The sequence below is a fragment of the Methanosarcina sp. UBA5 genome (genome assembly GCF_002505485.1).
Lineage (GTDB): Archaea > Halobacteriota > Methanosarcinia > Methanosarcinales > Methanosarcinaceae > Methanosarcina.
Genome location: NZ_DAVG01000022.1, coordinates 16,409 through 19,582 on the forward strand (window position 1 = coordinate 16,409; position 3,174 = coordinate 19,582).

Consider the following 3,174-nt stretch of genomic DNA (forward strand, 5'->3'; position numbering starts at 1 on the left):
GCCGCTCCGCCATCTTGGCATTCTTGATCACGTATTGCTTGTGTAGCTTCAATTAAAGTAATTTCTAATATATAAATATTTAGTTCGAGGCAATCGTTTTTTAAATTTTACGAAAACGCCCCACAAAAATAAAAGGAGTTCTTCTTATAAAAGGATAACCCCATTAGAAAAAAAGCCCGTAGAGAAATAATCCTGAGAAAGCAAATAGCCATGCCATAACTATGGCCATAAGCAGGATTGCAAGCAAAGCTGGTAGCAGTACAGCTATTGCAGATCTTGCCATGCTTACATCATGGACATATATGCCGCCTACAATATAGAGATATATTCCGTAAATCCCAACAATCCAGCCGATAATAGGAATCCAGGAAAGTACCAGTACAGCAGTTGCATAAGAAATAAATCTTACAGTACCTTCGTAACTTCCTGTTCCTCCAAGTACTTTATAGATAATATAGAGTATTGCAGCTTCGATAAAGAGAGAAATGATACCTGCAATAGGTGTTATGATTACAGTCATAAGTATCGCGAAAAAGCCAAGCCCTCTCATACTACCGTACATACCCTCATACATTCCACGGCCAAAGAGGGCGGTTAAAAGTGCGGCTAAAAGTGCATATATGATGAAACTGATTGCTGCAAAGGTAAGTGGATCAGCATACCCTCCGGTCTTAGGCATTTCTCTGTAAAAGTCAGACGGGCTTTGCATTACCTCTTTCCATGTTTCGATATAACCCATAAGTTACCCCCAATAAATATAGGCTTGATTTTTATTTAAATAAATTTATCAAAAATAATCTGATAAGACCTCATTGATCTCAGTAAAGTAAGGAGAAATTTCGTTATAAGCCCGCGAGCGGTAGAGGCACATAATATAGAAAACCCCACCGAACAAGAACCCCAATAACCAAATAAAACACAAATAGTATTGAATTGAAATATCAAGAAAACCAGAAAGCAGACTGGAAATTTCACATACCAGAGGCGTCGTCAGTTGTTCCACATTGAGGATTAGTTATTGCTTCTTCACACTGGCACATGCTCAGTGCTTCAAATATACCTTCACCTGCACTTATTCCTTTTAGAGCGCATTTTTCCATTAAACGGTAGTAAAGGTCTTCATTTTCGCTCTTAATAAATTTGCACATCTCAGAAACCATTTCCTGTGTAGCAAATTCTTCCTTTTTGTTTACCCAATTATTAATTGACCCGATTAAGTGTTGTCGTATGGAGTTATCGTCCCTATTCTGATCTATTACACTCATGAAGACGCATTCATTCCTATTCAGAAGCCACTTACCAAGTCTATACCTGAACTTACTCTCATTATCTTGACTCATTTTATTTTCATCACTCATATTACATTCCCCATAATAATAAAAGGCTTCATGATATTTAACAATTTTAGACGATTTTTATAATATTCCGGATTCGCCAAAATTTAACATCGATTTCGGTGGTAGTTGACGGCCTATACTCAGAATTTGAGACAGTCAAGTTACTCGAAATCCCCATCTTCAATCTTATGATCAAAAAAATTGAAACTTAACCTTTTATTGAGCTTTTCAGAATCAAGATACTCTATCTGTATTAACATATAGCCCATTTATATTCAGTTCGTATTGTATAAGATATACTCCATAACATTTGGGAGAAAAGGGGGTCCAAAACTCAAGTTCAATAACAATGTTTGCCCAACGTTCGCCCAATGAAAATTATAGACGTTATAATATTACCAACAAAGGTAATGATAGAGATGAGAAGGAGATTAAATTCAAAAAACGCTTGGAGAGGAGTACATAATCAGTAGCTTGAAGCAGATATGAAGAGATCACTAAAATTACATTGACATTTAGATGTTTTTAAGTGCTTCAAAAAATCAACCGTACAAAAAACATACAAAGGAACCACATAAAAATGGACAGAAACACATAAAAATGGACAATTAGACAACACACATAAACTTCAACACTTTCAGGGACAATTACGGGCATAAAAATTTTTATAAACTATAAATATAAATTGTGAAAACTATAACTTCTTTTGCATAGGGGGTTTATTTGTGAAAGGAAATGAAAAGATGATCGAGAGTCTAAACGCTCGTTTGGCCGAGGAACTGACTGCTGTTAACCAGTATTTTGTCCATGCTGAGATGTGTGAAAACTGGAACTACAAATTACTAGGCGACGCAATCGAGAAACGGGCCATCGTCGAGATGAAACACGCTGAAAAACTAATCGAACGCATCCTCTTCCTGGAAGGGAAGCCCATAGTCAGCAAACTGAATGAAATGACTATTGGCTCTCATGTGCCGGAGATACATGAGCACGATCTTGAGGCTGAACTCGGGGCCGTCAAAGGTTACAACGAAAGCATTCGCCTGGCGATGGAGTTGGGAGATAACAACACAAAAACTCTTCTGGAATCTATCCTTAAAGAAGAGGAAGAGCACGTTGATTGGTTAGAAGCTCAGCTTGACCAGATTGGACAGATAGGTATCCAGACCTATCTGGCACAACAGATCTACGGATAAGGGCAATTCCTGCTGCACCCTATACTTTTAAGGTATGCCTGGAGCCACTCGTGAAAAAACCCTAGTAAGGGGCAGAAAATTCCCGATATCCAGGCATATATTTTTAAAGGAGTTATACAATGAGGAGATTGGAAATATAATTATGAAAGTTAACCTTTTTATATTGCTTTCTTAAATTATTTCCGCCTACCGTATAAGAATACAAAATATCCTACCAAAAAACGTGTATGTAAATTCAAAATATATAAACCAATTGAGAATCCAGCATTAAAAGAAACATCAGAAGGCATGTTTTAGAGGGAACGGTCTTATCAAAAATGATAAAAAGGGGCTTAATATATGTTCTACTTTTGGGGGATTAACGAATTATCCTGCTTTTGGGGGTTAACAAATATCTAGGAAGTTAAAGAATTAATGTACTCTCAATGAAAAATATGTGAATTGGCCAGAGGTCAAACAATAACGATGCAAAAACACCCAGCATAAAAGAATCACAAAACACCTTTGTTTAACACCTTTGTTTCTTATGGAAAAGGCGAAAATCTGTTTATACTCATAACTGAGTATTAGAAAATAAGTTCAAAAACAGATATTAGAATAGAATTTTAAGAATAAAATTTTATAAGGTGAGTATGGCAGCG

At 36.4% G+C, this 3,174-nt stretch carries 3 protein-coding genes; 1 reads left to right on the forward strand and 2 read right to left on the reverse strand.

The window, feature by feature from the left end:
* Positions 1-163 precede the first annotated feature (163 nt).
* Together BP621_RS02195 and BP621_RS02200 are read right to left on the reverse strand one after the other, a co-directional pair.
* Positions 164-739 (reverse strand): YIP1 family protein, encoded by a 576-nt coding sequence (locus tag BP621_RS02195; protein ID WP_292387725.1) that lies wholly within the window; start codon positions 737-739, stop codon positions 164-166.
* A gap of 232 nt (positions 740-971) precedes the next feature.
* Complete coding sequence (locus BP621_RS02200; RefSeq protein WP_292387726.1) at positions 972-1,358, reverse strand: hypothetical protein; 387 nt, start codon at positions 1,356-1,358, stop codon at positions 972-974.
* A gap of 704 nt (positions 1,359-2,062) precedes the next feature.
* On the opposite strand from BP621_RS02200, the gene bfr reads away from it, so the two are divergent.
* A complete protein-coding gene (gene bfr / locus BP621_RS02205) occupies positions 2,063-2,533 on the forward strand; it encodes a bacterioferritin (protein ID WP_292387727.1) in 471 nt (156 codons plus the stop codon).
* Positions 2,534-3,174 lie beyond the last annotated feature (641 nt).

Coding starts and splice junctions, on each gene's coding strand:
- BP621_RS02195 (WP_292387725.1), bottom strand. CDS start 739: ATGGGTTATATCGAAACATGGAAAGAGGTAATGCAAAGCCCGTCTGAC.
- BP621_RS02200 (WP_292387726.1), bottom strand. CDS start 1,358: ATGAGTGATGAAAATAAAATGAGTCAAGATAATGAGAGTAAGTTCAGG.